We start from the raw sequence: 22,072 nt of genomic DNA, 5'->3' as shown, positions 1-22,072 counted from the left end.
TGAATCATTCTTCAGGTTGCGTGCGCGCGCGGTGTGGCGCGGTAAAATGCAAGGATGGAAAATGCGGGAAAACACAGCACAATGGGAAAGGCAGGCATGAGAATCCTCCTGGTGGAAGACGACCGCAAGGCGGCGCGCCTGCTGGCCCGTGGCTTGCAGGAAGAAGGCTTTGTCGTCGACGTGGCGCACAGCGCGGAAGAGGGCGAAGACGAAAGCTACGCCGTCGACTACGACGCGATCGTGCTGGACTGGATGTTGCCGGGCAAGCAGGGCATCGATTTTTGCCGCGATTTGCGCGCGCGCGGCATCCAGACGCCCGTGCTGATGCTCACGGCGCGCGATGCCACGGCCGACCGGGTGGCGGGCCTGAACACGGGCGCCGACGATTACCTGACCAAGCCGTTCGAATTCGAGGAGCTGCTGGCGCGCATCCGCGCCTTGCTGCGCCGCTCCGACATCAGCCGCCCGCTGGTGCTGGCGCTGGCCGACCTGACGCTCGATCCCGTCAGCCACCAGGCCACGCGGGCCGGCGCGCCGCTGGTGCTCACGCCCAAGGAATATGCGATTCTGCTGATCCTGCTGCGCCAGGCGGGCGAGGTGGTCAGCCGCGCGCGCCTGGCCGAGCAGATCTGGCAGGCGGACCTGATCGGTATCGACAACCTGATCGACGTCCACGTGCGCAATTTGCGGGGCAAGGTCGATGCGCCGGGCTTGCCGCCCCTGATCCACACGGTGCGCGGACGCGGCTTCCGCCTGGCGGAAAACCATGGTGGCTAGCTTTCGCAAGCGATTGCTGCTGGTGCACCTGGCCGTCATCCTCGCCATCGTCGCCTGCACGGCGCTGGCCGGCTACTGGGGCTTGTCGCGCGCCGTGCATGGCCAGCTCGATGCGGCCCTGCTGGCGCTGGCCGAGACGGAAATGGCCATGCTGCCGGCCGCGCCGCGCCAGCCCGTGCAGGTGCACGAGGTGGCGCCGGGACTGGCGCCGCCGTCGTTGACGCGGCTGGACCGCCTGGTGCAGATCATCGATGGCGAAGGCCGCGTGCTGGCGCGCAGCCGCAACCTGGAGGCGGCGCAGCTGCCGGCGCCGCCCGCCCTGCTGGCGCGCCTGGCGGCCGGCGAGACCGTCTTCGAAACCCTGCCCAAGTTTGGCGAAGAGCCGCTGCGCATGGTCTCGATTCCCGTGCCCTCGTCCGGCGCGCGCCTGGCGGTGCAGGTGGCCGGTTCGCTCGACGACACGAATCACGTGCTGGCCGCGGCCACCGTGCTGTTTGGCGCCATGGCGCTGGCCTTGCTGGCGGCCGTGGGCCTGGCCGGCGAAATGCTCACGCGCCGCGTGCTGGGCGCCATCGACGACGTGGTCGACCAGGCGCATTCGATCGGCGAGGCCAGCCTGCACCAGCGCCTGCCCCATCCCGGCACGCAGGACGAGATCGGCCGCCTGGTCGATACCCTGAACGCCATGCTGGACCGCCTGGAACACGGCTACGATGCGCAGCGCCGCTTCACGGCCGATGCTTCGCACGAACTGCGCTCGCCCCTGTCGCGCCTGCGCACGGAAATCGAAATTACCCTGCGCCGTCCGCGCGAAGCGCCCGAGTATGTGGACGCGCTGGCGTCCTGCCTCGATGAAGTGCAGCGCCTGACGACCCTGGTGGAAGAACTGCTGATGCTCACGCGCCTGGACGTGGGGCAGGAGCGCAATGCCGTGGAAACCATCGCGCTCAATCCGCTCGTGCGGGCGGCCGCGCAGCGGCTGGAAAAGCCGGCAGCGCAGCGCGGCATCCGCATCGTCTTCGATGACAGTGTGGCCGTGCACGCGCGCGTGGCGGCCGGCCCCGTGGACCTGGTGCTGGCCAATCTGCTCGATAATGCCGTGAAGTTTTCGCCACCCGATAGTGTCATCAGCGTGCACGTGGCGCGCGAGGGTGAACATGCACTCGTCGGCGTGGCGGACGCGGGACCGGGCATCGGCGTGGAAGACTTGCCGCATCTGTTCGAGCGCTTTTACCGTGGCGCCCAGGCGCGCGCGGGCGAGGCGCCCGGCTTCGGCCTGGGCCTGGCCCTGTCGCAAGCGATCGTGCACGCGTACGGCGGCAGCATCGAGGCGCGCAACCGCCCGCAAGGCGGCGCGCTGTTCCTCATGCGCCTGCCCGCGTCAAGCTGAGGGGGCGACGCCTTCCCAGCGCACCTGCCGCACTTGCGGCCAGGCGCCCGCGCGGTTGACGAAGCGCACCAGCACGGCGCGCTGCACGGCCTGGCACAGCACCGTGGCGATCAGCCGCACCACTTGCCGGGCTTCGTCCCAGCTGCGCAGCATCTGCGACGGCGCCAGGCCCGCGCCTTTGAGTTCGGCCAGCAGCAGGCGCACCACGTGGTCGGCTTGTGCCGCGGGGCAGGTGACGGTCAGGCGGTAGGTGGCCATGACGGGACCGCGCCGGGCAAACCAATGAAAGAATTTTTTCATCATCACACTCCCCGCTCGGCGACAAATTCCGCGTTGTTCACGAGCGCCCAGCGCACGGCCGAGACGCTGCCTTCCAGGCTGACCTGGCTGACGATCTGCTCCAGCAATCCCAGGCTGGACAGGGGCGTCAGCAGGTCGGCGCGCACTTCGATGCGCCCGGCCTGCGCCGCATCCTCGCTGTGCAAGGATTGCAGCATCAGCGCCGGCATGCCGCTGATCAAGCGCAGCATCAGCTTGCGCACCTGCACTTCCTGCTCCGCCTCGCACACGGCCGTCACGCGATAGATGCTTTCCGTCTCGATGCCCGCTTCGCTGCCGTGCGCGTTGATGCGTTGCGCCAGGTGGCGCAGCACCAGGTTGGCGATCAGCACGAAGCCCGTGCCGATGGCCGCTTCCAGGGCAAACCCCAGGCCGCACAGGATGCCGATGGCGGCCGAGCACCACAGGGTGGCGGCCGTGTTCAGGCCGCGCACCGTCATGCCTTCGCGCATGATGACGCCGGCACCGAGAAAGCCGATGCCCGACACCACCTGCGCGGCGATGCGCATATGGCCGGAGGCATCGCCTTCGAGCACGGAAACCATCACGAACAGCGAGGCGCCGACGGACACCAGCGCATTCGTGCGCAGCCCTGCCATGCGCTGGCGCAGCTGGCGTTCGGCGCCGATCATGGCGCCCAGGGTCAATGCCGCGGCAACGCGCAGCGCAAAGTCAAATACCACCATCAGTTTCTCCCGGCTGGGGAGGAACAGGCGAGTGCAAGGGCGAAGACAATCCGCCCGCAAGGGGGCAGCAGACGATTACGGTGGAACGATGGGGGGGAAGTGGCGGCGAGAGAGTACCGCCGCTGGTAAAACCGCACCTTGCCGAGGGCAGGGCGGGCGGAATGCGCGCGTCTTGCCTAAGGCCGATCGCCGATGGTCAATCGACTACTGTCACTGGAACAAGCACCCACGAGTCACTCCATATCATTGATAACGGGGACAGTCTAGCCAGTGGGGCCGCTTTGGTCAACTGAAGCTCTCTTCAGGAAGCCGCCGCGTCGTCCCCGCCAATGCGGGGACGGTGAAGGCGACCGGTCAATCAGTGGGCGTGTGCTTTGCTATCATCGGCGGATTCGGCATGCTCGCCGCCGCCGAAAAAGCGCGCGGCGCGCTTGCCCAGGCTGTCGAGATAGGTGTAGGCGACGGGCACCACCACCAGGGTCAACAGGGTCGAGGTGATGACGCCGCCGATGACGGCCCGGCCCATCGGGGCCTGCGATTCGCCGCCGTCGCCCATGCCGATGGCCATCGGCAGCATGCCGAACACCATCGCCAGGGTCGTCATCAGGATGGGACGCAGACGCACTTGCCCCGCTTCCATCAGTGCCTCGAACTGCCCCAGGCCTTCGCGCTGGCGCTGGTTGGTGAAGTCGACCAGCAGAATCGCGTTCTTCGTCACTAAGCCCATGAGCATGATGAAGCCGATCACGGAGAAGATGTTCAGGGTGCTGCCCGTGATCAGCAGCGCGGCCAGCACGCCGATCAGGGACAGCGGCAAGGACACCATGATGGCGATCGGCTGCAGGAAGCTGCCGAACTGCGAGGCCAGCACCAGGTAGATGAAGATCACGGCGATCCCCAGCGCCATCATCGCGCCGCCCATGGTTTCGGCCATCTGCTGCGCATTGCCGGCCACGTCGAAGCGCACGCCCGGCGGCAGGTCGATGGACTTGATGGCCTTCTGCACGTCGGCGTCGACGTCGCCGGCAGGGCGGCCCTGCACGCCCGCATAGATGGCGACCCGGCGCTGCAAGGCCTGGCGTTTCAGTACCTGCGGACTCGAGGACGGCACGAAGTCGACCACCTGGCGCAGCGGAATCATGATCGGCTTGCCATTCGCATCGAGCTTGCTCGACGCGAGCGACAGGTCGGCCAGGTCGGCCACCTTTTGCCGGCCCGATTTGGGCAGCTGCACGTTGACGTCGTAGTTTTGCCCGTCGGACGCCAGCCAGTGGCTGACCGTGTCGCCCGCCACGAACGGCCGCAAGGCATTGCCGATCTGCTGCACCGACAATCCCAGGTCGCTGGCCAGTTCGTTATTGATCTTCACGGTGGTCGACGGATTGGCGCCTTCCTGGCTGTATTCCATGTCGGCCAGGCCCTTGATGTTGCGCATCTTGTCCATCAGGGTGTGCGCCACGGCATCGAGCTTGCCTTCGTCCGTGCCGAGGATGGCGATGAAGATGGGACGCTGGCCGACGGACAGGGTGATGCCGGCGATCGGCGCCAGGCGTTCGCGGATCAGTTTTTCCAGTTCCTGCTGCGAGCGGCGCTTGTGTGTCTTGATGTCCGTCAGCTTCAGGTTCACCTCGGCCGTGTTGCGCCCATCGGGCGTGCCGATATTGGCCACCAGGCTGTCGATCTCGGGAAATTCCTTCAAGGCCGTTTCGATCTGGCGCACCTTGGAATCCGTGTATTCGAGGCTGGAGCCGACGGGCGTCTTGAAGCGCAGGTTCACCCAGCCCTGGTCCGTTTCCGGGAACATCTCGCCGCCGATCATGGGCACGAGCATCAGGCTGGCCGCGAACAGCGCCACGGCCGTGGCCAGCGTGGTCTTGCGCCAGCGCAAAGCGACTGCCAGCACCTTGCCGTACCAGACGTGCAGGCGGTCGATGCCCGTCTCGATCCAGGCCATGAAGCGGCCCAGCCACGGCGCATACTTGAAGCGGTCCTTGGCGGGATCGCGCCAGACGGACGACAGCATGGGGTCGAGCGTGAAGCTGACGAACAGGGAAACGAGCACGGCGACGGCCACGGTGATGCCGAACTGCAGGAAGAAGCGGCCGATGATGCCGTCCATGAAGGCGACGGGCACGAACACGGCGACGATGGCGAACGTGGTGGCCATTACGGCCAGGCCGATTTCATTGGTGCCGTCGTTGGCCGCCTGGTAGTGGTTCTTGCCCATGCCCAGGTGGCGCACGATGTTTTCGCGCACCACGATGGCGTCGTCGATCAGCAGGCCGATGCACAGGGACAGCGCCATCAGGGTCAAAAAGTTCAGCGTGAAGCCGAAGGCCTTCATGGCGATGAAGCTGGCCAGCACGGAGATCGGCAGGGTCAATCCCGTGATGATGGTCGAGCGCCACGAGTGCAGGAACAGGAAGACGATCACCATGGTCAGCACGGCGCCTTCGATGATGGTGCGCTTGACGTTATTGAGCTGGCTTTGAACGCGCTCGGATTCGTCATCGAGCACGCGCAGCGTGATATCGGGCGGCAGGCTCTTTTGCAGGTCCGCCGCCACTTTCAGGATGCCGGTACCCACTTCGACCACGTTGGCGTCCTGCACCTTGGTGATTTCCATGGTCACGGCTTGCTGGCCGTTCATGCGCGAAATCGACAGTTCTTCCTGCTCGCCGTCGACGACGGTGGCCACCTGGTCCAGGTAGACGGGACCGATGGCGCGGCGCGCCACGATGATCTTGCCGAATTCGCGCGCATCCTTGATCTTGCCTTCCACGCGCACCAGCTGTTCGGCCGCGCCATGGCTGATGGAACCGGCCGGCAAATTGGTATTCGTCGCCTGGATCGCGCGGATCACTTCATCGACGCCGATGCCCTGGGCATTGAGTTCGATCGGCTTCATGCTGATGAGGATCTGGCGCGCGCGCAGGCCGCGCAGCTTGACTTGGCCCACGCCGGCCACGCCCTGGAAGCGCTTGCTGATGATCTGCTCCGTCATGGTCGACAGCGAGCGCAGGTCATGTCCGGTGGATGTGAGCACGATGGTGGCGATGGGGCGTTCGTTGTCGCCCTCGGCGCGCGCGATGAACGGGTCCTTGGCTTCCTTCGGGAAGCGCGGCCGCACCAGGGCGACCTTGTCGCGCAAGTCCTGCATGGCCTTGTCCATGTTCGTCGACAGCTCGAATTCCAGGTAGACGCCGGCGCGTCCTTCCCACGAATTGGCGCGGATGGTCTTGATGCCGCTGACGGTGTTGACGGCGTCCTCGATGGGGCGCGTGATGTCGTTTTCCACGGCTTCGGGCGAGGCGCCCGGGTAGTTCACTTCAATGGCGGCGAACGGGAACTGCACGCTGGGCATGCTCTCCACGCCCAGGCCACGGTAGGAGAAGATGCCCAGCACCACCAGCGCCACCATGACCATGGTGGCGAAGACGGGGTTTTGAATGCTGACTTTGGTCATCCACATGGCTTAATCCTTCCGTGCCAGCACGGCCGCCGGCGCGGCGGGGGCGGGGCCGGTGGCGGGCGCGGCGAAGGTCACGCTGTGGCCCGGTTTCACGCCATCGAGCCTGGCGATGATGACTTTCGCGCCCGGCACCAGGCCCGACTTGACCTCGGCATAGCCTTCGTCCTCGTTGCGCAGTCCCAGGGTGACGGGCTGCGCGACCACCTTGTTATTCACCAGCGCATACACGACGGGGCCCTGCTTTTCGTTGCGCACGGCCGTCAACGGTACCAGCGGCGCGACGATTGATCGCTCGGTGACGATGCTGCCCTTGGCGAACATGCCGCCGCGCAGCGCGCCATCGCCATTGTCGACGGCGATGTAGACGAGCATGGCGCGCGAGCCGCTCTCGGTGGTGGGGTTGATGCGCGTGACCTTGCCGGCGAAGTCGCGCGCGCCGAAGCCGTCGACCTTGAAGCGCACGTCCTGGCCCAGCTTGATGCGGGGAATCTCCGCGCTGGGCACGGGCGCTTCCAGGGTCAGCTGGGCCAGGTTGACGATGGTGTAGACGGGCATGTCGGGCGAGACTTTTTCGCCCGCCTGCAGATGGCGCTTGCTGACGATGCCGGCCATCGGCGCGCGGATCACCGTGTCGGCCAGCGCGATGCGGGCGATGTCGACCATGGCGACGGCGGACTTGACGTTGGCGCGCGCCAGGTCGACGGAATTCTGCGTCGTGTCGTAGGCCGTCTGCGAAATGTATTTTTGCTTGAGCAGCGCCTGGCTGTTCGCCTCATTCTTGGCCGCCATCGACAGGCGCGCCTGCGCTTCGTCCAGCATGGCTTGCTGCTGCGTCAGGCGGGCGCGCAGGTCGGCCGCGTCCAGGCGCACGAGGACTTGCCCGTTGGCTACTTGCTGGCCTTCCTGCAAGGTCGTTTCCTGGATCACGCCGGAAACCTTGGCTTTGATGGTGGCCTGGGTCACGGGGGCCAGCGAACCGGACAGGGGCAGGCTGATACTGAGTGCGCGCGCATCGATGGCGGCCACGTCGCCCTGCGCCAGTTCATGCACGGGCGTCTTTTCCTGTTCCTTCTTCTTGCTCGCTTGCTGTTCAGCAACTTTGGCTGCCTGCTGCTTCGACTGCATCACGGTCCAGCCGCCACCGGCCAGGCCCAGCACGACGAGGATCAAGAGGGGCGTGCGCCAGCGCCGGCGGCGCGTGGCGGCAAGGGGAGAGGCGGGGGGCAGGGTCTCGTTTTTCATAGGTTTTTTTTCAGGAGCGGCGCAGGGCTTCGGCGCCAGGTCTCGGTGCGGCCGGCCTGCGGCAGGCCGGGGGAATTCGGGTAGCGCATCACTGTGGCGGCCGCAGACGACACGCCTGCCGCTGCCGCCGTTCACGGCGATGCGCATGTTGCCACTTTAGGAAGATTCAAGTCCGGCCGCCATCGCCGTGCGACAGATTGCACAAAATCGGGGCTGGAATGCAAAAAACGGCGACCAAAGACCACCGCCAGCATGCGCGCCGTCCACGTCACGATGCTTGCGCCTTCTCAAGAAGCCGATTCGCCGGCGCGCAAGAATGGTCGGGATGGTTGCGCCACCGGACAGGCCATTTGCCCGCCGGTTGCCGCGCGGCCGCGCCACGGGGGGGCTGATGTCTGATCGGATTGCCGGAGCCGCCCCGTCGCCGGGCCGTTTGCTGGCCGCGGCCGAACCGCAGGCGGGGCCGGCCGGCAAGGCGCTCGACTTGCTGTCCATCATCGTTGCCGCCGTCGAACAGGCGCCCGGCCTGGCCGTGCGCGGTATCGACCGCGACGGCATCGTACGCTACTGGAGCGCGGGTGCGGCGCGCCTGTATGGCGTGGCGGCCGAGCTGGCGCTGGGCCAGCCGTGGGCCAGGGTGGCCGCTTCGCTGCCCGGTGCCGCCACCCTGGCCGAGGAAGTTAGCGGCGAACTGGCGGCCGTGTGGGAGAGCGGCAAGGCGCGCGGCATGCGCCTGTGGAAACTCGATGCCGACGGGGCCGCGCCGCGCTGCATCTGTTCCACCGTGTTTCCGGTCATGCAGTCCGGAAGGGTGCGGCAAGTGGTCTGCATCGATGCCGACATCACGCCCAGCGGCCAGGATGACGCGGCGCAGGGCGCCCTGCTGCTGATGGGAGACAATTTCCGCCAGCTGTACGAGAAGTCGGCCGACGCCATCGTGCTGCTGCGCGACGAGCACATCGCCGAGGCGAATCCGGCCGCCATCGCCCTGTTTCAATGCGAAGACCGGACACGCCTGCTGGGGCGCCGCCTCAGCGACTTTTCGCCCTTGCGCCAGCCCGATGGCGCATTGTCCTCGTTGCGCGGCACGCAGCTGGCGGCGCAGGCCCATGCCGACGGCAACTGCCGCTACGACTGGCGTTACCAGACGTGCACGGGCCAGCTGTTCTGGGGCGAAGTGCTGCTTACGTCCGTCACGCTCGACCATAGCTATCTGTTTTACGCCGTGATCCGTGATATTTCCTCACGCAAGCTGGCCGAGCGGGCCCTGTACCTGTCGGCGCAGGTGGTCGAGCATGCGCGCGAGGCCATCGTCGTGATGGACCCGCAGCAGCACGTCGTCAGCATGAATCCCGCGTACAGCGAGATCAGCGGCTACAGCCTCGACGACATGCTGGGCAAGCCCTTCGTCCCGCACGGCGTCGAGCCGGACGTGCCCGCATTTTTCGACCACGTGTGGGACGAAGTCGATGCCAACGGTTACTGGCAAGGCGACATCGTCGGCCAGCGCAAGGCGGGCGGGCGCTATCCGGCCTGGCTGTCGCTGACGGCCATCCGCGACCCGCAGGGGCAATTGAGCAATTATCTGGCCATCCTCAGCGACATCAGCGAGCGCAAGAAAAACGAGGAGCACACGCGCCACCTGGCCGAGCACGATTTCCTGACCGACTTGCCGAACCGCGTGCTGCTGCTCGACCGGCTGTCGCTGGGGCTGGCGGCCGCGCGGCGCAAGCTGAGCATGCTGGCCATCCTGTACCTGGACCTCGACCATTTCAAGCACATCAATGACAGCATGGGCCACCACGTGGGCGACTTGCTGCTCAAGGAAGTGGCGCGGCGCCTCGTGCGCTGCGTGCGCGGCGTCGATACGGTCAGCCGGCATGGCGGCGACGAGTTCGTCATCATCCTGGCTGAGGTGGGCGGCATCGACCAGGTGGCCCACGTGGCGGCCAGCCTGCTGCATGCCGTCACGCAACCCTATCAGCTGGGCGAGTACGAATTGCATGTGTCGACCTCGATCGGCGTGGCCATCTTTCCCAGCGACGGCGACAGCATCGATAGCCTCGTGCACAACGCCGACATCGCCATGTACCACGCGAAGGAAAGCGGGCGCAACAATTTCCAGTTTTTCAATGCCGAGATGAATGCGCAAATCGTCGAGCGGGCCAGCCTGGAGCAGGGCTTGCGCGAAGCGCTGGGGCGCGACGAGTTCGTGCTCGAATTCCAGCCCGCGCTCGATGTCGCCAGCGGGCAAATCCTCGGTGCCGAAGCGCTGTTGCGCTGGCGCCACCCGCAACTGGGCGTGTTGCCGCCCGAGCGTTTCATTGCCGTGGCCGAGGAATGCGGCTTGATGGTGTCGATCGGCAACTGGGTGCTGCAGCAAGCCTGCCGCCGCGCGCGGGCCTGGCACGATGCGGGCCATGCCTGGAGAGTGGCCGTGAATCTGTCGCCGGCGCAGTGCCTGCACAATAACTTATTGCTCAGCGTGCAAGAGGCGCTGGCCGTGTCGGGCTTGCCCGCCGCCTGCCTGGAACTGGAAGTGACGGAATCCTTGCTGATGAAAGGGGGCGCGCGCCTGGCCGGCGTGCTGGCGCAGCTGCGTGCGCTGGGCGCCAGGCTGGCCATCGACGACTTCGGCACCGGCTATTCGCGCCTGGCCAATCTGCGCCATTACCCGGTGGATCAACTCAAGATCGACCCGTCGTTCCTGCCGGCCGCGGCCGATGGCGCGGTCGGCGAGTCCGACACGGCCATCGCCGCCACCATCATCGCCATGGCGCGCGAGCTGCAATTGACGGTGATCGCCGAAGGCGTGGAAACGGCGCAGCAGCTGGCGTATCTGCGGGGGCAGGGCTGCCAGCAATACCAGGGGCGCTTTGCCAGCGCGCAAGTCGCGGGCAGCACGCTGGCGAAGTTATTGAATTAGTCAATGTTGCCCAGCAGCTTGATGCGCGCCAGCACCTGGCCATGGTCGGAGGCATGCGGCAAGCCCAGCAGCAAATGGTCGTTGAGATACGTCACTTCCTGCAGCACGCCGATGGCGCGCGGCGAGGCGGGATGAAAATGTTCGGACACGAGGATATGGTCGATCGTCATGTAGGCGCTGTCGTGGATATTCGTGTAGCCCGCGTGGCGCAGGGCGTCCTGGCGCAGCTGGATGGCGTTGGCGTCGTACAGGCGCGCGCGCATTTCCATGCCCGGTTCGCACGGCGCGCCGGCGCCCATGACGATGGATGTGGTGACGGCATTGGCGATGTCGTTGAAGTCGCCCAGCACGATGCGGGGACGGCCAGTGTGGCCCAGCTCGCTTGCCAGCACGCGCAGGGCGACGGCTTCCGCGCCGCGCCGCTGCAGCGAGCGCAGGTTGGCCAGCGCGTAGGCGATGGCATCGTTGCCGTCGCCATGGCGGTAGTCGGGCCGGCGCGATTTCAAATGCACGACGACCACGTCCGTGAGTTGTCCGCCCGGCAAGATGACCTGGACATGCAGGGGCGCGCGGGCGAAGCGGCAGGCGTTGTCGTCGGCGGGCTGCCTGTCGGCGGACACGGTCACGCCGGCGGGAAAATTCGCCCAGGCAACACCAGCGCCGGCCAGCGGCAGGCGCGACACGAGCGCCACCGTGGGCAGCATGCGTCCGGCAATATCCGTCGCATCGTAGCCGGCCAGCGTGGCTGCGCGGTAGTGGCGCGTGCGCGACAGCACGTCGCGCAGGGCCGCCTGCGAGAAAATTTCCTGGAATCCGATCACGTCGGCGTCGAGCAGGTCGATCTGCCGCGCCGTCCATTCCGCCTTGGCCTCGTATTGCGCCGGGCTCAACGGTTCCAGGTTGTCATACAATTTCGCCCCGGCGGGGGCGAGGTTGCAGACATTGAATGTGGCAAAGCGGATTTCTTCCTGCATAATTAGCACTCCTCACTGAACGATCAGCGTATCACGCATGGCTAAAAAAGAGCATATTTCCGAAACCCAGGCGACGCAGCTGCTGCGCAAGCATCACGTTTCCTTCGAAGAACACCCGTATCCTTACGAGGAGCACGGCGGCACCAGCGTCTCGGCGCGCGAATTGGGCGTGCCGGAACACGCGGTGATCAAGACCCTGGTGATGCAGGACGAGGCGGCCAAGCCGATGATCGTGCTCATGCATGGCGATTGCAAGGTGTCGACCAAGAACCTGGCGCGCGGCATCGGCTGCAAGTCCGTCGAGCCGTGCAAGCCCGAAGTGGCGCAGCGCCATTCCGGCTACATGATCGGCGGCACCTCGCCGTTTGGCACCAAAAAGACCATGCCCGTGTACGTGGAGCAATCGATCCTGGACTTGCCGCGCATTTACATCAATGGCGGGCGGCGCGGTTTCCTCGTCTCGCTGGCGCCGCAGGTCTTGCTCGACTTGCTCAAGGCCAAGCCGGTGCAGTGCGCGCTGCAAGATTAAGAAAACCAGACGCCGCCCTGTCCCTGGACTGGACGCTGGTGTATATTCTGCTGCGCCAGCCTCGATGCTGGTGTAATAAACACAATAAAGGGAAGAAATGAATCCAGTAATCACAACCGTGGCAATGACAGTGGCCGCTTACTTGCTCGGCTCGATATCGTTTGCCGTGGTGATGAGCAAGGTCTACGGCATTGCCGATCCGCGCACCTATGGCTCGAAAAACCCGGGCGCCACCAACGTGCTGCGCAGCGGCAACAAGGGAGCGGCCATCATGACCCTGCTGGGCGATGGCGCCAAGGGCTGGCTGGCCGTGTTCCTGGCCGACCATTTTGCCAGCGCGCTGGGCGTGGGCGACACGGCCGTGGCCCTGGTGGCCATCGCCGTCTTCCTCGGCCATCTGTGGCCCGTGTTCTTCCGCTTCGTCGGCGGCAAGGGTGTGGCCACGGCCCTCGGTGTATTGCTTGGCATTAATCCCTGGCTGGGCCTGGCGACCCTGGCCACCTGGCTGATCATCGCCTACGCGTTTCGCTATTCCTCGCTGGCAGCGCTGGTGGCGGCCCTGTTCGCGCCGTTTTACTATGGCTTGCTGTTCGGCGTCGATCCCATCTTGCTGGCCGTCATCGTCATGAGCGTGCTGCTGGCCTACCGCCACAGCCAGAACATCGCGAACTTGCTCTCTGGTAAAGAAAGCAAGATCGGCGGCAAGAAGGATGGGGCCAAAGCGCCCGTGCAGAAAAAGTAAGCGCTTGATTTCCCGCGGCCCGCACGCATATGCTGTGCTTGCGGCGCCGCGCGGTGCGGCCGCCACCGACTCGCGCAAAGGCTGCCCACCATGACCGTTTCCACCACCTCCGCCACACCCACCCCTATCCGTATCGATTTCGTTTCCGACGTTTCCTGCCCCTGGTGCGTGGTGGGCCTGAAGTCGCTGGAGCAGGCGCTGGCCAAGCTGGACGGCACCGTCCAGGCCGACATCCACTTCCAGCCTTTCGAACTGAACGCGAACATGCCGCCCGAGGGCGAGGATATCGGCGAACACATCGCCCGCAAATACGGTTCCACCCCGGAACAGATGGCGCAGTCGCGCGAATCGATCCGCGCGCGCGGCGAACAGCTGGGCTTTACGTTTGCCATGGACAAGCGCGGGCGCATCTACAACACCTTCGATGCGCACCGGCTGCTGCACTGGGCTGCTCTGGAAGGGCGCCAGAAGGAACTCAAGATGGCCTTGTTCGATGCCTACTTCACGCAGGGCCAGGATCCGTCCTCGCACGAGGTGCTGCTGGCTGTGGCGGGCAAGGTGGGCCTCGATACCGCGAAAGCGGCCGAAGTGCTGGCGTCCGATGCCTATGCGGACGAGGTGCGCGCGCAGGAGCGCTTCTATCAGCAGAACGGCATCAATTCCGTGCCCGCCGTCATCATCAACGAGCGCCACCTGATTTCCGGCGGCCAGCCGCCCGAAGTGTTTGAGCAAGCCTTGCGCCAGATCATCAGCGGCGCCTGAACGGGGCGCCAATGGCGCGCGCCATGGCGGACTTTTTGCGCTACACTCGGCGCAGAAGGAGGATAGTCAAATGCCAACAGCCAGCTGGAATGGCGCCGTCATCGCGCAAGCCACCGATGCGCAGGTGCAAGTCGTTGAAAACAATGTGTATTTTCCTTTGTCCAAGGTGACGCAGGAGTACTTGCGTCCCAGCAGCCACACGAGCGTCTGCCCGTGGAAAGGCACGGCCAGTTATTACGATGTCGTCGTCGATGGCCAGACGAATGCCAACGCCGCCTGGTATTACCCCCAGCCCAAGGATGCCGCCAAGCAAATTGCCGGCCACGTCGCCTTCTGGCGCGGCGTGAGCGTCGAGCGCTGACCTGACTCCCCCTATTTCCTGACAAAGAAAGCAGACGATGGATTTACGCCTCGCCGTGTACCAACTCGCCTCGGCCCATGCGCTCGATGCCCAACAAACCCGGCAGTTGCAGGAAGCGGCCGGCTTCCAGCGCGAACCGGCGCGCCTGGCCTACTGGCTGCCGCGCGGCGTGGCCGTGCTGGGCGCCGCGCTGCTGGGCATGGGGCTGATCTGCTGGGTCGCCGCCAACTGGGAAGACCTGGGCCGCATGGGCCGCTTTGCCCTGCTGCAAGGCGTGTTTGCCGCCGCCTGCGTTGGCGCCTTCGCCGTGCCCAAGGCGCGCATACCGCTGCTGCTGATGGCCTTGCTGGCCATCGGCGGCCTGTTCGCGTATTTCGGCCAGACCTACCAGACGGGCGCCGATCCGTGGCAGCTGTTCGCCCTGTGGGCCGTGCTGGCCTTGCCCCTGTGTTTAGTCGCGCGCAGCGACGTGCTGTGGACGCCGTGGATGCTGGTGCTGGCCACGGCCGCCGCCCTGTGGATGCAGGCGCATGCGCGCCACAGCTGGCGCATCGATTCGGCCGATCTCTCCATTTTCGTCAGCGGCTGGCTGGCCGTGCTGCTGGCCTGTGCGTTTGTCTCGCCCCTGCTGGCGCGCTGGACGGGCGCCGGTGTCTGGGCCTTGCGCCTGGGTCTGGTACTGGCCACCATCCTCATCACGGGCACGGCCGTCAGTGCCCTGTTCGGCAATGAGATCGAATCGCCGTACTGGGCCGGTCTCGGCTTGCTGGCCGTCGCCGCTGTCCTGCTGGCCACGCGCCGCTACTTTGACGTGTTCGGCCTGAGCGCCGTCGCGCTCGGTATCAATACCTTGCTGGTGGGAGGGCTGACGCACGTGCTGTTCAACGGTCATGGCGATGGCGTCGGCGCGCTGGCCACGCTGGGCTTGCTGGCAGCCGTGCTGCTGGCGCTGACCGTGCAAGGCATTCTGTGGCGCACGCGCCAGGAGGCGGCATGAGCAAGATGAACACTCAGCGCGACGATGCGCTCGCCGCCCTGATCGACGATGCCACGCGCGCCGGCCTGTTGCCGCCCAACGCCAGCCGCCCCGTGCAGGATGTACGGCCGTGGCCGCTGGTGCTGATGACGGCCTTCGGCGCCTGGCTTGCCGCCATTCCCCTGATGATTGCGCTGGGCGTGGGCCTGGAAAGCGTCGTGCGCCACGGTCCCGGCGCGTATGTCGTGGCCGCCATCGTGCTGGTGGTGTCCGTCCTGCTGATCCGCACGCGCGGCGTGGCGCTGTTTGTCGAGCAGCTGGCCGTGCCCTGTCTGCTGGTGGGCGGCGGCTTGCTCGGCTACGCCTTGTACCGCGACTATTCCACGCAGACGGCGTCGCTGCTGCTGTGCCTGGCAACCCTGGTGGTGGCCGCCGCCTTGCCGCGCGACTGGCTGCGCGTGCTGCTGGGGCTGGTCGCCTGCGGCTTGCTGGGGCTGGGCATCGTCGACAGCACGCGCGACTGGATCTTCGACAATGATCCGACGCAACTGTATCTGGCCTGGATGCTGGCCCTGGCACTCTGGCTGGCCGCCCACTGGCTGCAGAAGCAAGCCTTCAACGATGGCCGCGGCGCGCCCATCGCCGCCTTCCTGGAATCGCTGTCGACGGGGTGGGTCCTGGCCATCTTGCTGGGGCTGGTCTTCTGGTCCGGCATGACCTTCATGCTGGGCGGTGCCTTGGGCGGCGGCTTCACGGGCGAAGTGGCGCGCGAAGTGAGCAGGCACCATGCCGGCGCCTGGTATGCGCAAGCGTTGAACGGCGTCTCGCTCGTGCTGGCCACGGCGGCGGCCGCCTGGACGGGCTGGCGCTGGCCGGCGCTGCGCCAGTTGCCCGCCATCGGCGTGGCCCTGGTGCTGATCGTGCTGGCGTGGTTCCTGCCGGCGCTGGGCCCCGTGCTGCTGATCCTCGCGTATTGCGTGACGAGCGGGCGTACACGCGTGGCCGTCGCGGCCGCGCTGGCGGCGGCGTGGATCATCGGCAGCTTTTATTACCAGCTGGCCTGGCCGCTGGCCAGCAAGGCGGCGCTGCTGGCCGTGGCCGGCGCCGTGCTGTGCGCCCTGTCGTGGCTGGCCACGCGCGGCGCCGTGCTGCACCTGGTGGAAAGCAAAACGGCGGACGTGGCGGTCGAGCGCCGCTTCTTGCGCCTGGGTGCGCTGGGCGGCTTGCTGCTGGTGCTGCTGGTGGCCAATATCGGCATCTGGCAGAAGGAGCAGCTGATCGCCAAGGGCGAGGCCATCTTCGTGGCGCTGGAACCCGTCGATCCCCGCTCGCTGATGCAGGGCGATTACATGCGCCTCAATTTCGTCAACCTGGGTGTCCTCTCCACGTTGGCCAGCGTGGAGCGGGCGCCGGGCCGGCCCCTCGTGGTGGCCCGGCGCGATGCGCGCGGCGTGGCCGAACTGCTGCGCCCGTACACCAAAGAGGCGCTGGTGCCCGGCGAATTTTTGCTCGAGCTGACGCCGAAGGATGGCAACTGGGTGCTGGTCAGCGATGCCTGGTTCTTCAAGGAAGGCGAGGCGGCGCGCTGGGAAAAGGCCCGTTACGGCGAGTTCCGCGTGCTGCCCGATGGCCGCGCCTTGCTGGTGGGCATGCGCGGGGAAGATTTACAGGCGCTGTAGCCGCTTGATTGAACAAACCCAATGGCAGAATCCGGGGGGCGTACCCTGAGGGTACGACCCCGCCTTTGCTATTGAGGTGGCCGTATCCTGTAAAATTGCCCGATGGATAATATTACGCATTCGGTCATCGGCCTCGGGGTCGGCGAACTGGTACACCGCAGCCTGCCGCCCGAGCCGCAAGCCCCCGCACAGCGCACCCGGCGTGCGCTGTTTCTGTTTACGGCCTGGTTTGCCAGCAACGCGCCCGACCTGGATCTGGTGCTGACCAGGCTGCTGCCGCGTCCGTTCGGCTACATGCTGCACCACCGTGGCCACACGCATACCTTGCTGCTGGCCTTGCCGCAGGCGCTGCTGTTGCTGGCCCTGCTGTGGCTGTTGTGGCCCGGCGCGCGGCGCTTGCTCAAGGAGAGCGTGCCCGCCCGCATCGGTCTGGCGGCTTGTCTGCTGCTGGGATTTTGCTTGCACATGGGCATGGATTTCCTCAATTCCTATGGCTTGCACCCGTTTTATCCGTTCAACAGCCGCTGGCTGTATGGCGACATGGTCTTCATTGTCGAACCCATGTTCTGGGTGCTGCTGGGCGTGCCCGTGATCATGTCCTTGCGCTACGGTATCGTCAAAAGCGTGCTGCTGGCCGGATTGGCGGCGGTCCTGTGCTTCTTTACCTATAAAACCTACCTGGCGCCCGCCGCGCTGGCCGTGCTGCTGACGCTGGGCCTGGTGCTGGCCGTGCTGCAAGGGCGGGCCGGCGAGCGGGGGCGGGGACCGCTGCTGCTGGCCTTCGCGCTGGCGGCCACGTTTATCGGCACGCAGGGCGTGGCGTCGGCCATCGGCCGTACGCGCATCGAGGCGGCCGTGCAGCGGCTCGATCCGGGCACGCGCGTGTGGGACGTGGCGATGACGGCGTTTCCCAGCCATCCATTGTGCTGGATCTATGTTTCGCTCGACAGCAAGACGGATGTGTACACCCTGCGGCGCGGTACCTTGAGCCTGCTGCCCGGGTCGCTGGCGCCCGCCGCCTGCCCGGCCGGCCTGGTGGAAACCAGCAAGCAAGGCCGGCAACTGGCGCCCGGCATCGCCGTCTCCGCCCAGGCGGCCGGCAGCCTGGCCGCCTTGCGTGCGCTGCAGGAAGACAATTGCTATGTCGACGCCTGGTTCCGCTTTGCCCGCATGCCTAGATTGAATGCGGACAAGCTGACGGACGTGCGCTTCAATCCCGGCATGCTGCCCAACTTTACGACCGTGGAGCTGCAGCAGTTCCGCGGCCGGCCATGTCCCGCCTACGTGCCGGGCTGGGACCGCCCCCGTGCCGACATGCTGGCATTGCCGGAATAGGGCGCCGGGAGCAAATGTATTGCCTTGTGGCAAAAAATATCGCGTGTGTACTTACTTCGCCATGGCACAGCATGCGACAATTATCAATTCGGCATGGATGTCATTGAGTTAGGACTATTTTGGAAGAGCAACACGCCTTACCGTATCTGCGGGAAACCCTGCTGTTTCTCGCCTTGGCCGGGATTTTCATTCCGCTATTGCAACGCCTGAAAGTCAACCAGGTGCTCGGCTTCCTGGCCGTGGGCGCCCTGTTCGGCCCGTTCGGCTTCGGCCTGTGGGCCGGCGACTTCCCATGGCTGACGTATTTTTCCTTCGTGCGCGCCGAGCAGGTCAGCGGCCTGGCCGAGCTGGGCGTGATGTTTTTGATGTTCATGATCGGCCTGGAACTGTCGACGGAACGGCTGTGGGCGCTGCGGCGCTGGGTGTTCGGCGCGGGCGTGGGGCAGGTGGCCGTCAGCGCCTGCCTGATCGGCGGCGTCGCGTATTACTTCGGCCTGTCGCTGGAAGCGTCCATCGTGCTGGGCCTGGTGCTGTCGCTGTCGTCGACGGCCGTGGTGATGCAGCTGCTGACGGACCAGCGCTCCCTGCAGACGCCGGCCGGCCAGGCGGGCTTTTCCATTCTGATGTTCCAGGATCTGATGGTGGTGCCGCTGTTCATCCTGATCGACGTGTTCGCCAGTGGGCGCAGCGACGACCTGGCGTACCTGCTCAGCTTTGCGGCCGTGAAATCGGCCGGCGCCATCCTGCTGATCTATCTGCTGGGACGCCGCGTGATCCGTCCCCTGTTCCAGTTTTTCGTCAAGAAACGCCAGCCCGACGTGTTCATGGCATTGACCCTGCTCAGCACCCTGGGCATCGCGGGCCTGACGTATCTGGCGGGCTTGTCGATGGCGCTGGGCGCCTTGCTGGCCGGTCTGCTGCTGGCGGAAACGGAATTTCGCCATGAAGTGGAAGTGACGATCGAGCCCTTCAAGGGTTTGCTGATGGGCCTGTTCTTCATGTCGGTGGGCATGCAGATCGACGTGCGCGAAATCCTCAAGTCGCCCATCCTGATTCCCTTGGCCGTGCTGAGCCTGTTTGCGGTGAAAACCCTGGTCATCAGCGTGATTTTCCGCATCGGCGGCTTTCACTGGGGGCGCGCCGTGGAAACGGGCGTGCTGCTGGGACAGGGCGGCGAATTCGCCTTCATCGTCGTCGCGTATGCGCTCGGTACCAAGCTGATCGGCCCGCAGGTGGCGCAGTTCGTCATGCTGGTGGTGGGCCTGAGCCTGTTCGCCACGCCGGCGCTGGCCAAGGCGGCGCGCGCCTTCGGCAACTGGTGGGAACAGCGCCACCACCACCAGCTGGCCGACCTGGCGCACGGCGCGCTGCCGCCGCAGGGCAGCACCGTCATCATCGCCGGTTTCGGCCGGGTGGGGCAGTTGCTGGCCAAGGTGCTGACGGAGCAGGATATCGCCTATGTGGCGATTGAAAACGATGCGCGGCTGGTGACGACCCTGCATCCGCGCGGCTTTCCCGTGTATTTCGGCGATGCGTCGCGCGCGGAACTGTTGCAAAAGGTCAATGCCGACCGCGCCGCCGCCGTGGTGCTGACGATGGACCATGCGGCCTCCGTGCTGCATGCCGTCAAATCGATCCGCCGCGAATATCCGCAGTTGCCCGTGTATGCGCGCGCCCGCGACGAGGCGCATGCCGTGGCCCTGATCCAGGCGGGCGCCACCCTGGTCGTGCCCGAGGCGCTGGAGTCGGCGCTGCAGCTGACGGCCACCGTGCTGCACACGGTGGGCCTGTCGGAAGCGCGCACGACGGACATCGTGCAAGCGGAGCGCGACCGGCGCAATGCCGTGCTGCTGGCGAAAAAATTGTCGTAGGGCAAACCTTAGTGCAAACGTGCGTGTCGCCGTGCTTTGTCAATTATCTATACAATAATAGTATATGAGCACACTACCCACATGAAAGCCGCGACGAAGAGCGGCGCGGCACCCCTGACGCCGCAGCAACTGGCGGCGCAGGAAACGCAACAGAAATACGGCAAGCCCGAGCGGGGCTGGCGCGAGCGGGTGTACACCGTCATTTTCGAGGCGGAAACGCGCACGGGCCGCGCTTTCGACCTGCTGCTGATCGCCGCCATCCTGATCAGCGTGACGGTGGTCGTGCTCAGCAGTGTCGCCTCCGTGGCCGAGCGCTACGGCACCTGGCTGACGGCGCTCGAATGGTTTTTTACCATTTTATTTACCATCGAATATTTCGCCCGCCTGTCGTGCCTGCAGCATCCGGTGCGCTACGCCAAGAGTTTTTTCGGCATTATCGACTTGCTGGCCATCGTGCCGACCTATATCGGCTTGCTGCTGCCGGGTGCGCACGTGCTGATCGACGTGCGCATTTTGCGGCTGCTGCGCATGTTCCGTATCCTCAAGCTCACCTCGTATGTGCATGAATACACGGTGCTGGGGCGGGCCTTGCTGGCCAGCCGGCGCAAGATCCTCATTTTCTTGTCTTTTGTCATGATGGTGGTCTTTCTGCTGGGTACCGTGATGTATGTCGTGGAAGGGCCCGATAACGGTTTCAGCAGTATTCCCACGTCGATTTATTGGGCCATCAGCACCATGACCACGGTCGGTTTCGGCGATATCACGCCGCGCACCGACATCGGGCGCACCATCGCTTCGCTGATGATGCTGCTCGGCTGGGGCATCCTGGCCGTGCCTACCGGCATTATCAGTGCCGAAATGACGGTGCAGCGCAGCTCCAAGCTGGTCACCACGCGTACCTGCCCCACGTGTCTGAAAGAAGGGCTCGATGACGATGCCAATTTCTGCAAGAACTGCGGGGTTGCATTGCCGCCGCTGGCACGTGATTAATTCATAACCCTATTTACTTTACTTTGTTAAGGCCAACATGATTCCAGTTCGCCTGATCGCGACGGGCAAAGCCGTGCCGTCGCATAGTGTGACTTCCGCCAGTCTGGACCTGAAACTGGGTCATCCGGCTGGCTATACCCTGCGCAAGAGCGGCGTGCTGTCGCGCTTTGTCGCCGCGCCCGATGAATCGCAAAGCCAGCTGGGCGCCGCCGCCCTGCTCGACGCGCTGAAGAATGCCAGCCTGGTTCCGGCCGACATCGACTTGCTGATCTGCGCCTGCGGCGTGCCCGAGCAAGCGTTGCCGAACACGGCCTGCTTCGTGGCCGAACATGCGGGCTTGCCGCCAGGCACGCAAAGCTTCGACGTCAACGCCAGCTGCCTCAGTTTCATGGCCGCCTTCCGCGTGGCCGCCTCCATGCTGGCCGGCGGCGCCTACCGCCGCATCGCCATCGTCTCGTCGGACCTGGCCTCGCGCGGGGTCGACTGGAGCGAGCCGGAAGCGTCGATGATCTTTGGCGACGGCGCCGCCGCCGTCATCGTCGAGCGGGGCGACGGCAGCGCTGGCATCCGCGCCTACAAGATGGGCACGTATCCGGAAGGGCGGCGCTACTGCGAAATCCGCGGCGGCGGTACCGAGCGCAACCCCCGCAACGGCTGCGAGCCGGGCGACTACCTGTTCCGCATGGATGGCAAGGCCGTGTTCCGCCTGGCCGTCAAGGTGATGCCGGATTTCCTGACGGAACTCATGCAGGAATCGGGCGCCGGACTGGATAAAATCGACGTGGTCGTGCCGCACCAGGCCAGCCCGCTGGGCCTCGCGCATGCGGCGCGCATCCTCGACGTTCCCGATGCTAAAATCATCAAGATCTTTGAAACGCATGGCAACCAGGTGGCCGCGTCCCTGCCCACCGCCCTGCACGAGGCGGTGATGACGGGGCGGGCAGTGGCAGGCCAGCGTTTGCTGATGATGGGTACGGCCGCGGGCCTGACCATCGGCGGCATGATTCTTGACCTGTGAAGG

General features: G+C 65.6%; 18 protein-coding genes. 13 read left to right on the top strand and 5 right to left on the bottom strand.

Annotation, left to right across the window (positions count from 1 at the left end; genetic code table 11):
• Positions 1-96: 96 nt before the first annotated feature.
• Together AC3RCG_RS24290 and AC3RCG_RS24285 are read left to right on the top strand one after the other, a co-directional pair.
• The gene (locus AC3RCG_RS24290) at positions 97-777 is read left to right on the top strand and encodes a response regulator transcription factor (protein WP_070287908.1); all 681 of its coding nucleotides are present in this window, start codon (positions 97-99) and stop codon (positions 775-777) included.
• A complete protein-coding gene (locus AC3RCG_RS24285; RefSeq protein WP_205602421.1) occupies positions 770-2,167 on the top strand; it encodes a sensor histidine kinase in 1,398 nt (465 codons plus the stop codon). Before AC3RCG_RS24290 ends, AC3RCG_RS24285 begins: the two co-directional genes overlap by 8 nt.
• Here AC3RCG_RS24285 and AC3RCG_RS24280 read toward each other — a convergent pair.
• From AC3RCG_RS24280 to AC3RCG_RS24265, 4 genes are all read right to left on the bottom strand, one after another.
• A complete protein-coding gene (locus tag AC3RCG_RS24280) occupies positions 2,159-2,470 on the bottom strand; it encodes a hypothetical protein (protein ID WP_141749999.1) in 312 nt (103 codons plus the stop codon). The genes AC3RCG_RS24285 and AC3RCG_RS24280 overlap by 9 nt on opposite strands.
• Complete coding sequence (locus AC3RCG_RS24275) at positions 2,470-3,189, bottom strand: MgtC/SapB family protein (protein WP_216350415.1); 720 nt, start codon at positions 3,187-3,189, stop codon at positions 2,470-2,472. The genes AC3RCG_RS24280 and AC3RCG_RS24275 overlap by 1 nt, the downstream gene beginning before the upstream one ends.
• 361 nt (positions 3,190-3,550) lie before the next feature.
• Complete coding sequence (locus AC3RCG_RS24270; RefSeq protein WP_492401736.1) at positions 3,551-6,664, bottom strand: efflux RND transporter permease subunit; 3,114 nt, start codon at positions 6,662-6,664, stop codon at positions 3,551-3,553.
• A 3-nt stretch (positions 6,665-6,667) separates the two neighbouring features.
• Positions 6,668-7,906 carry an efflux RND transporter periplasmic adaptor subunit gene (locus AC3RCG_RS24265; RefSeq protein WP_492401738.1) on the bottom strand — a complete coding sequence of 413 codons (1,239 nt, stop codon included), beginning with the start codon at positions 7,904-7,906 and terminating at the stop codon, positions 6,668-6,670.
• A 391-nt stretch (positions 7,907-8,297) separates the two neighbouring features.
• On the opposite strand from AC3RCG_RS24265, the gene AC3RCG_RS24260 reads away from it, so the two are divergent.
• Entirely contained in the window at positions 8,298-10,832 is a 2,535-nt protein-coding gene (locus AC3RCG_RS24260) for a sensor domain-containing protein (protein ID WP_071650242.1), read from the top strand.
• Here the strand turns inward: AC3RCG_RS24260 and AC3RCG_RS24255 are convergent.
• Complete coding sequence (locus tag AC3RCG_RS24255) at positions 10,829-11,806, bottom strand: endonuclease/exonuclease/phosphatase family protein (protein WP_492401741.1); 978 nt, start codon at positions 11,804-11,806, stop codon at positions 10,829-10,831. The two genes, AC3RCG_RS24260 and AC3RCG_RS24255, sit on opposite strands and share 4 nt — an antisense overlap.
• 37 nt (positions 11,807-11,843) lie before the next feature.
• Between AC3RCG_RS24255 and ybaK the strand changes: the two genes are divergently transcribed.
• The 10 genes from ybaK (at position 11,844) to AC3RCG_RS24205 (ending at position 22,069) form a co-directional block, all read left to right on the top strand.
• On the top strand, positions 11,844-12,335 hold the full coding sequence (gene ybaK, locus AC3RCG_RS24250) for a Cys-tRNA(Pro) deacylase (protein WP_492401743.1): 492 nt from the start codon (positions 11,844-11,846) through the stop codon (positions 12,333-12,335).
• A 97-nt stretch (positions 12,336-12,432) separates the two neighbouring features.
• Positions 12,433-13,077, top strand: coding sequence for a glycerol-3-phosphate 1-O-acyltransferase PlsY (plsY, locus tag AC3RCG_RS24245; RefSeq protein WP_230502228.1), 645 nt, complete (start codon positions 12,433-12,435; stop codon positions 13,075-13,077).
• Positions 13,078-13,167: 90 nt separating this feature from the next.
• The gene (locus tag AC3RCG_RS24240) at positions 13,168-13,839 is read left to right on the top strand and encodes a DsbA family oxidoreductase (RefSeq protein WP_492401745.1); all 672 of its coding nucleotides are present in this window, start codon (positions 13,168-13,170) and stop codon (positions 13,837-13,839) included.
• 70 nt (positions 13,840-13,909) lie between these two features.
• On the top strand, positions 13,910-14,200 hold the full coding sequence (locus tag AC3RCG_RS24235; protein ID WP_070223083.1) for a DUF427 domain-containing protein: 291 nt from the start codon (positions 13,910-13,912) through the stop codon (positions 14,198-14,200).
• A gap of 37 nt (positions 14,201-14,237) precedes the next feature.
• Complete coding sequence (locus AC3RCG_RS24230) at positions 14,238-15,197, top strand: DUF2157 domain-containing protein (RefSeq protein WP_230502233.1); 960 nt, start codon at positions 14,238-14,240, stop codon at positions 15,195-15,197.
• A complete protein-coding gene (locus AC3RCG_RS24225; protein ID WP_492401748.1) occupies positions 15,194-16,855 on the top strand; it encodes a GDYXXLXY domain-containing protein in 1,662 nt (553 codons plus the stop codon). The genes AC3RCG_RS24230 and AC3RCG_RS24225 overlap by 4 nt, the downstream gene beginning before the upstream one ends.
• A gap of 102 nt (positions 16,856-16,957) precedes the next feature.
• Positions 16,958-18,190 (top strand): metal-dependent hydrolase, encoded by a 1,233-nt coding sequence (locus AC3RCG_RS24220; protein ID WP_492401750.1) that lies wholly within the window; start codon positions 16,958-16,960, stop codon positions 18,188-18,190.
• 119 nt (positions 18,191-18,309) lie between these two features.
• A complete protein-coding gene (locus AC3RCG_RS24215) occupies positions 18,310-20,061 on the top strand; it encodes a cation:proton antiporter domain-containing protein (protein WP_492401752.1) in 1,752 nt (583 codons plus the stop codon).
• 81 nt (positions 20,062-20,142) lie between these two features.
• On the top strand, positions 20,143-21,051 hold the full coding sequence (locus tag AC3RCG_RS24210; protein ID WP_070287754.1) for an ion transporter: 909 nt from the start codon (positions 20,143-20,145) through the stop codon (positions 21,049-21,051).
• 37 nt (positions 21,052-21,088) lie between these two features.
• Positions 21,089-22,069 carry a 3-oxoacyl-[acyl-carrier-protein] synthase III C-terminal domain-containing protein gene (locus tag AC3RCG_RS24205; RefSeq protein WP_409027896.1) on the top strand — a complete coding sequence of 327 codons (981 nt, stop codon included), beginning with the start codon at positions 21,089-21,091 and terminating at the stop codon, positions 22,067-22,069.
• Positions 22,070-22,072 lie beyond the last annotated feature (3 nt).

The organism is Janthinobacterium sp. GW823-FHT01H08, from assembly GCF_058797855.1.
This window is presented reverse-complemented; position numbering and strand designations above follow the sequence as displayed.

Coding starts and splice junctions, on each gene's coding strand:
- AC3RCG_RS24290 (WP_070287908.1), top strand. CDS start 97: ATGAGAATCCTCCTGGTGGAAGACGACCGCAAGGCGGCGCGCCTGCTG.
- AC3RCG_RS24280 (WP_141749999.1), bottom strand. CDS start 2,470: ATGATGAAAAAATTCTTTCATTGGTTTGCCCGGCGCGGTCCCGTCATG.
- AC3RCG_RS24270 (WP_492401736.1), bottom strand. CDS start 6,664: ATGTGGATGACCAAAGTCAGCATTCAAAACCCCGTCTTCGCCACCATG.
- AC3RCG_RS24265 (WP_492401738.1), bottom strand. CDS start 7,906: ATGAAAAACGAGACCCTGCCCCCCGCCTCTCCCCTTGCCGCCACGCGC.
- AC3RCG_RS24260 (WP_071650242.1), top strand. CDS start 8,298: ATGTCTGATCGGATTGCCGGAGCCGCCCCGTCGCCGGGCCGTTTGCTG.
- AC3RCG_RS24255 (WP_492401741.1), bottom strand. CDS start 11,806: ATGCAGGAAGAAATCCGCTTTGCCACATTCAATGTCTGCAACCTCGCC.
- ybaK (WP_492401743.1), top strand. CDS start 11,844: ATGGCTAAAAAAGAGCATATTTCCGAAACCCAGGCGACGCAGCTGCTG.
- plsY (WP_230502228.1), top strand. CDS start 12,433: ATGAATCCAGTAATCACAACCGTGGCAATGACAGTGGCCGCTTACTTG.
- AC3RCG_RS24240 (WP_492401745.1), top strand. CDS start 13,168: ATGACCGTTTCCACCACCTCCGCCACACCCACCCCTATCCGTATCGAT.
- AC3RCG_RS24235 (WP_070223083.1), top strand. CDS start 13,910: ATGCCAACAGCCAGCTGGAATGGCGCCGTCATCGCGCAAGCCACCGAT.
- AC3RCG_RS24230 (WP_230502233.1), top strand. CDS start 14,238: ATGGATTTACGCCTCGCCGTGTACCAACTCGCCTCGGCCCATGCGCTC.
- AC3RCG_RS24225 (WP_492401748.1), top strand. CDS start 15,194: ATGAGCAAGATGAACACTCAGCGCGACGATGCGCTCGCCGCCCTGATC.
- AC3RCG_RS24220 (WP_492401750.1), top strand. CDS start 16,958: ATGGATAATATTACGCATTCGGTCATCGGCCTCGGGGTCGGCGAACTG.
- AC3RCG_RS24210 (WP_070287754.1), top strand. CDS start 20,143: ATGAAAGCCGCGACGAAGAGCGGCGCGGCACCCCTGACGCCGCAGCAA.
- AC3RCG_RS24205 (WP_409027896.1), top strand. CDS start 21,089: ATGATTCCAGTTCGCCTGATCGCGACGGGCAAAGCCGTGCCGTCGCAT.